The sequence below is a fragment of the Moraxella sp. genome (assembly GCF_024227015.1).
Taxonomy (GTDB): Bacteria; Pseudomonadota; Gammaproteobacteria; order Pseudomonadales; family Moraxellaceae; genus Moraxella.
The window spans coordinates 1-7,099 of record NZ_JAAELD010000160.1 but is presented as its reverse complement, the minus strand read 5'-3'; the positions used below and the strand labels follow the sequence as shown (position 1 = coordinate 7,099).

Genomic DNA, 7,099 nt, shown 5'->3' with positions numbered 1-7,099 from the left:
GCAATACCACCACCAAACAACATGAGCACACCCCAGTCGGTGTTGTCTGATACCTGCTTCCAACTTACCAGACCTAACATCAACACAGCCACAGCAGCAAACAGCGCAATCACTGTATCTGGAGATTTAAATCCAAACATCTCGCCTAATTGCTTACCAAAGATCCAAGAAATCGCAGTGATGGCAAAGACAACAATGGTCAGCACACGTGGTAGCGTCCAAGGGATGTCTTCATGCACAAGGTTGACTTTATGACTAAGATTTGGACGTAAAATCAGGTACATCGCACCCAACAATACTGGCAGCGACACCAACATAACTGGCAAACCAAATTTCATCCAACCCATGAAGTCAAGACCAAGCTCTTTGGCGGCGATACCGTTAGGTGGCGAACCAACCAGCGCACCGATACCGCCGATAGACGCTGAGTATGCAATACCCAAAAGTACAAAAATAAAGGTGTTGCGGTCTTTGCTGGCATCGACATGACTTAACAGTCCGATTGCCAAGGGCAACATCATCGCAGCAGTCGCCGTATTGCTGATCCACATTGACAAAAATGCGGTTACCGCAAAAATCATCACAATCGCACGACCAAGATGACCACCCGCCAAACTCACCAAACCAAAGGCAATTTTACGGTCAAGCTTTTGAACATGCATGGCAGCAGCAAGCGCAAAACCACCAAAGAATACAAAAATAATCGGATCAGCAAAGCTGGTTAATGCTTTTTTGGTGTCGTATTCTGGAATGCCGATAAAGATGGCAAGCATTGGCACTAAGATTGCCGTTGCGGTGATGTGAATGGCTTCTGTTAGCCACAAAATACCAATAAAGGTAGCAAGCGCCAGACCTTTATTTACCAATGGCTCAAACGGCAAAATGCTCGTTGCCATAAAGTATGCGATGATCGCAGCGATTGCCGTAATGACGATGCCTTTTACCGCATCAGAACGCACCTTGCCAGATGGTGGCATTTGGTCGTCGTTATGCTGATAGTCGGTTCTAAGCGAAAAATCAGTCTCTTTTTCTTGAGTTGATTGAACCATATTCGTTCCTTAAAAAAAATAACCATGGGCGAAATTCGTCCATGGTTCTATGCAAATTCACTTAAACAATGCAAAATGCTTACGCGCAAACAGTTCCACACGCACGTAATTACGCTATAATCACATAAAGGTTACAATTAGCAAAATAATTTATTGTTACTGTGACAATTTAATTAGATAGACTAATTAAAGTAAGGTTGGCGATGGTTTGGTGCACTTCTCGTTTTAATTTAACTTTACCAACACAAGAACTTTGTTTATACTAAAAAGCTAATTTGGAGAAGATCTTGAGTGCAGCAGACTGGGTATTAACAAGCGTGATACTTGTGCCAATCATTACAACGATTTTGCCATTGATTAAACATGATCACTGGATATTTCGTATTTTTGATTTTCCACGCCTGCAGATCGCCGTCGTCAGCCTAATCAGCATTCCATTAAATCTGTTATTTGCCAGCCACATCGGTTCTGTTTTTTGGGTGCTTGCCATTACCAATGTCATCTGCTTGATTTATCAGACAACGCAAATCATCGCCTACACCCCACTGACTCGCCCACAGGTGCAGATTTATCAAGGCAATGAAGATGATAGAACCCTATCTGTGTTGATCTGCAATGTTCTAACTTCCAACAAAAAATCCCATCTATTATTAGCGCAGATTCGCGATCATCAGCCAGACATCGTGCTGACTCTTGAGAGTGATGAATGGTGGCAAAGCCAAATGGACGTTCTAGAACAAGATGGCTTTGAACACACCGTCAAGATTCCGCTGGATAATCTATATGGCATGCATCTATATAGTAGGCTTACCTTAGAAGATGTCGAAGTGCGCCATTGGATCACTGAAGATATCCCATCCATCAAGGCAAAAGTTAAACTTAGATCGGGTGAGTACTTACACATCTACTGCCTACATCCCATGCCCCCAAGCCCCACCGAGTCCGCCACCGCCACAGACAGGGATGCCGAGCTGTTATTGGTGGGGCGTGAGGTTGAGTTTATGGATGAGCCTGTTTTGGTATTTGGCGATCTTAATGATGTGGCATGGTCATCCACATCGCAGCTATTTCAAGAGATTAGCGGACTGCTTGACCCGCGTAAAGGGCGTGGATTTTTTAATACTTTTCATGCCAAATACCCCCTATTTCGCTGGCCGCTTGATCACATCTTCCACAGTCATGACTTTATGATGCACACGATTAAGGTTCTGCCAAGCGTTGGTTCGGATCATTTTCCCGTCTATGGCAAATTTCAATACCATCCCAAAGCAGCCTTCATTCAAGAAGAACCCAGTGCCGATAGCGATGAGATTCAAGAAGCACTAGATAAGATTGATAAAAGCGAACCGATTAAGCAAATCGTCAAAGAAAAGTATTAAGTTATTTCCACAGCATCAGCCACCATGAAACCCTAGTCCCCGCTCAATCCGCAGCGCCAAATCGATAAGCGCTTGCCCGATGACATCTTGATACTCATGGTACTCACTGTCTGATAAAGACACGGCAATGCCTAGGCGTACACCATCCTGACTCTTAATATAAGTTCCCATGCACGTCATGCCAAGACGCAGCTGCCCATCATCAAGCGATAGGCGCGTTTGACGAATCCCATCAAATTCAGCACTCAAATCCTCAAAGCTCGCTACACCTCTCTCGGTCATCGGCATGGGGAATTCATCATACATCGCCACCACCTTATCAAATGAGCACTGGCTTAAAATCGCCTTACCAGTAGCAGAGAATACCGCCGGCACACGCACACCACGCCGAAAGGCAAAATCGATTGCACTTGATCCTGTATGACTACTCAAAAAGACCGTCTCTCCTCGCTCAAAATCCAAAGTGGATAAGGTAACCGTATAAGGTGTTAACACCTCAAAACCTGCAACGAGCTCGTGAAATAGAGCCACCACGCCTTTCTCCACCTCAAACCGACCCGCCCAATAAAGCAAATAAGAGCCCAAGCTGTACAAGTGATTATTATCTCTATACAGCACACCCTTATTTGTCAGGGCTTGTAGGATGTTATGAGTGGTTGAACGCGCCAATGACAACTCTTTGGCGATGGTGGCGGATGAGACCGGCATTTGGCTTTTGGTAATAAAATCTAAAATCTCAAATGCCTTCTCTAAGGCTGGTACGCTCGTGGCTTTGGCAGGTTTTTTGGTCATGATATTTCCTTATATATTACTAGATCTAAAGTGACGAGCATTTTTAATAAATTGCTTGTATGGCAGAATAAACAGTGATAATATTGTACTGTATATTGAATTAATGTTCAATATACAGTACAAAGATATCCAACACCTCCATAATACCGACTAGGAAGCACCATGAATAAATCATTAAAAAACCCCGAATTGTTTCACCAAGAAGCCTTTGTCGCTGGCACTTGGCAGTCTGCCAGCTCTGGCGATACCTTAGAAGTCAAGAATCCATTCACAGGTGAGCGCATCGGCTCCGTACCTAGCCTAAGCGCCGATGAGACCAAAGAAGCTGTACGACTGTCAGAGCTTGCGCTTGCCGACTGGTCAGCTAAGACCGCTAGCGAACGCGCGACTATCCTGCATCGCTGGGCGGATCTGATCGACGACAACGCTGACGATCTCGCTATCATCATGACCACAGAGCAAGGCAAGCCCCTAAAAGAAGCACGTGGCGAGATTAATTACGCCAACAGCTTTATACGCTGGTTCGCCGATGAAGCCAAGCGTGTCTATGGCGATGTTATTCCAAGCGCCAATAAAAGCCTGCGCTACGTAGTGCTAAAACAACCCATCGGTGTATGCGCTGCCATCACACCTTGGAACTTTCCATCAGCGATGATCACCCGCAAAGTCGCACCAGCACTGGCGGCAGGTTGCACGATGGTGGTTAGACCTGCCACAGAGACGCCTTTTTCCGCCCTAGCTCTAGCACACCTTGCCAAAAAAGCAGGTATTCCTGATGGTGTGCTATCTATCATCACAGGCAAATCCAGCGAAATCGGCAAAGTCCTAACCCAAGATGAGCGCATCAAAAAGCTCTCCTTTACCGGCTCTACTGAGGTCGGTCGCATTCTGATGGAACAATGCGCCAGCACCATCAAGAAGCTCTCGCTAGAGCTTGGTGGTAACGCCCCGTTCATCGTCTTTGATGATGCTGATATCGACAAGGCAGTAGATGGCGCCATCGCCTCCAAATACCGTAACGCAGGACAAACTTGTGTATGCGCAAACCGCATCTATGTCCACCGCGACATCAAAGATGAATTCATCAAACAATTCAAAGCTCAAGTAGAAAGCTTAACCGTTGGCAATGGTCTTGATGCCGGCACGGATGTTGGCTGCCTAATCAACCAAAGTGCCCTAGAAAAAACCCAAAAACTCCTCAAAGACGCCACAGGCAAAGGTGCAACCATCATCACAGGCGGTACCGCACATCCTACGCATGATACTTGTTTCTTGCCTACCGTCATCACCGACATCACCGATGACATGGACATCGCTCACGAGGAGATTTTTGCGCCCATCGCACCCATCTTTATCTTTAATGATGAACAAGAAGTCATCAAGCAAGCCAATGACACCATCTATGGCTTGGCAGCATATTTTTATACCAAAGATCATGCGCGCGCATGGCGAGTCTCTGAAGGTCTAGAATACGGCATGGTCGCCCAAAACACAGGTCTGCTATCCACAGAAGTTGCACCGTTTGGTGGCGTAAAGCAATCAGGATTTGGTCGCGAAGGCTCAAAATATGGCATAGATGAATACATCAGCACCAAATACTGGTGTGTAGATGTCAGCTGAGCGATTGACCCTTAGCAAGTTTTATTCTTTTTAAGGGTCTCACCTCTAAAGATTAAAATTTACAAAAAATTGATTGTCAATCCCATTAAAATATGATTTTATATCATAATGTTCTATATGTAGAACTTTTGTTCATTATACAGAACATTTATCACATTACAAGGAGTAAGTCATGGATAACCAATCTCTACTAGAGCGTCGTAAAAAAGTCCTACCTACCGGTCTGGGTGTTGCCTTTGATATCTTTGCCGACACCGCCAAGAACAGTGAAATCATCGATGTGGAAGGTAACCGTTACATTGATTTTATTGGTGGTATTTCTGTATTAAACACAGGCCATAGTCATCCAGATATTGTCAATGTTGTTAAGGCGCAACTTGATCGATTTTCTCATACCTCTGCTCAGATTGTCGGCTACGAAAGCTATGTGGATCTTTGCGAGAAGCTATGCGAACTTGCGCCCATCACAGGCGATAAAAAAGCATTTCTATTAACCACGGGTGCAGAAGCGGTAGAAAATGCCATTAAGGTTGCTCGCGCCAAGACAGGTCGAGCTGGCGTGATTGCATTTAGTGGTGGCTGGCATGGGCGCACCTTGCTTGCCATGGGGCTAACGGGTAAGGTCATTCCATATAAGAAGAACTTTGGACCCATGCCACCTTCTATCTATCATGCGCCATTTCCCTGTGTAGAGAACAACATCACCGAAGAAGATGCTTTGCGTGGTCTGGACATGATCTTTAAATGCGACATCGACCCCTCTGAAGTAGCGGCGATGATCATCGAACCTGTGCAGGGTGAAGGTGGGTTCCATCAGCTCACCCCGTCATTTGCCAAAGCGCTGCGTAATATATGCGATGAACATGGCATTGTGCTGATTTTTGATGAAGTTCAATGCGGCTTTGGGCGTACTGGTACGCTTTTTGCCACAGAACAGTTAGGTATTGAACCTGATGTCATGACATGCGCCAAATCCATGGCAGGCGGCTTTCCGATATCAGCACTGATCGGACGAGCTGACATCATGGATGCACCCCAAGTAGGCGGGCTAGGCGGTACTTATGCAGGTTCACCCCTTGGAACGGTGGCCGCTCTAGAGGTCATCAAAATTATCCAAGAAGAAAACTTACTTCAAAAGTCCAAGGACATCGGCGATAAGATGGCTAATTTTCTAAATAATCTTAGCTCGCCTGCCATCAGTCATGTCCGCCATAAAGGCGCAATGCTTGCTTTTGATCTGGTAGATGCAGATGGCAAACCAGACGTTAATGCCACGAATGCCCTTAAAAAATATGCCTTTGAACATGGGCTCTTGCTTGCATCCTGCGGGACAAATTTCAATACCATCAGGGTTATGATGCCTTTAACCATCCAAGATGAGGTGCTTGATGAGGCTCTAGATATTATCAAAGCGTTCTTTGGTAGTTGAGATGAATAACTTTGGTAAGGTGACGTAGGTTGTCATCTTACCAACTTGAATGATCATTCAGGTCTGATTAAAAGGAGTTTATCATGACAGACAGTTTTAAAAAATCTTTAGGCACCGCGGACATCGTCGCTTTAGCTTTTGGGGCGATGGTTGGCTGGGGCTGGGTCGTGTTGGCAGGTGGCTGGGCAGCTTCAGCGGGTCTTTGGGGTGCGGTTTTGGCATTTTTGATCGGTGGTTTTGCGGTCATATTGATTGGACTTGCCTATGCTGAGCTTGCTGCATGCATGCCCATCACAGGCGGTGAGCACACCTACACTCACCGAGCATTTGGTGTGCACATTTCATTTTTGTGCTCATGGAGCATTTTGTTTGGGTATTTGTCAGTGGTTGCCTTTGAAGCAGTCGCCTTACCCACCGTCATTGAATATCTGATTCCCAACTACAATCAAGGCTATATGTATAATGTCGCAGGTTGGGATGTCTATGCCACTTGGGTACTGATGGGCATGGCAGGCTCCATTCTCGTCACCTACCTAAATGTTCGTGGCGTAGAAGTAGCAGCGTGGTTCCAAAAGCTGGCAGTTGTTGGCATCCTATCCGTGGGCATCATGCTCTTTTTGGGTGCTTTACTATTTAATCCTAATGCCAATCTGTCCAGCCTAGCGGTACCAAATTTCATCAATGGCACGGCGGGCATCATGACAGTCATCATCATGGTACCATTCATGTTCGTAGGCTTTGACGTGATTCCACAGGCAGCCGAAGAGATTGACCTAACCCGTCCGCAGATCGGTTTATTTCTCATTGTGTCTCTTATCATGGCAGTCATG

At 45.8% G+C, this 7,099-nt stretch carries 6 protein-coding genes; 4 read left to right on the top strand and 2 right to left on the bottom strand.

Annotated features, from left to right (window positions below):
- Positions 1 to 1,049, bottom strand: a 1,049-nt coding sequence (locus tag GY683_RS03800; RefSeq protein ID WP_297287484.1) for a DASS family sodium-coupled anion symporter, incomplete at its 3' end; no start/stop codon positions are given.
- 287 nt (positions 1,050 to 1,336) lie between these two features.
- Here GY683_RS03800 and GY683_RS03795 point away from each other — a divergent pair.
- Complete coding sequence (locus tag GY683_RS03795) at positions 1,337 to 2,428, top strand: endonuclease/exonuclease/phosphatase family protein (protein ID WP_297287483.1); 1,092 nt, start codon at positions 1,337 to 1,339, stop codon at positions 2,426 to 2,428.
- A gap of 15 nt (positions 2,429 to 2,443) precedes the next feature.
- Here the strand turns inward: GY683_RS03795 and GY683_RS03790 are convergent, their stop codons facing one another.
- Entirely contained in the window at positions 2,444 to 3,220 is a 777-nt protein-coding gene (locus tag GY683_RS03790; protein WP_297287482.1) for an IclR family transcriptional regulator, read from the bottom strand.
- Positions 3,221 to 3,382: 162 nt separating this feature from the next.
- On the opposite strand from GY683_RS03790, the gene GY683_RS03785 reads away from it, so the two are divergent.
- The 3 genes from GY683_RS03785 to GY683_RS03775 form a co-directional block, all read left to right on the top strand.
- Entirely contained in the window at positions 3,383 to 4,840 is a 1,458-nt protein-coding gene (locus GY683_RS03785; protein ID WP_297287481.1) for an NAD-dependent succinate-semialdehyde dehydrogenase, read from the top strand.
- Positions 4,841 to 5,012: 172 nt separating this feature from the next.
- On the top strand, positions 5,013 to 6,269 hold the full coding sequence (gene gabT / locus GY683_RS03780; protein WP_297287480.1) for a 4-aminobutyrate--2-oxoglutarate transaminase: 1,257 nt from the start codon (positions 5,013 to 5,015) through the stop codon (positions 6,267 to 6,269).
- A gap of 83 nt (positions 6,270 to 6,352) precedes the next feature.
- A partial coding sequence (locus tag GY683_RS03775; protein ID WP_297287479.1) for an APC family permease occupies positions 6,353 to 7,099 on the top strand: 747 nt, incomplete at its 3' end.

Bases quoted from the DNA above. Each gene is read 5' to 3' on its own strand.
- gabT (WP_297287480.1), top strand. From the start codon at position 5,013: ATGGATAACCAATCTCTACTAGAGCGTCGTAAAAAAGTCCTACCTACC.
- GY683_RS03785 (WP_297287481.1), top strand. From the start codon at position 3,383: ATGAATAAATCATTAAAAAACCCCGAATTGTTTCACCAAGAAGCCTTT.
- GY683_RS03790 (WP_297287482.1), bottom strand. From the start codon at position 3,220: ATGACCAAAAAACCTGCCAAAGCCACGAGCGTACCAGCCTTAGAGAAG.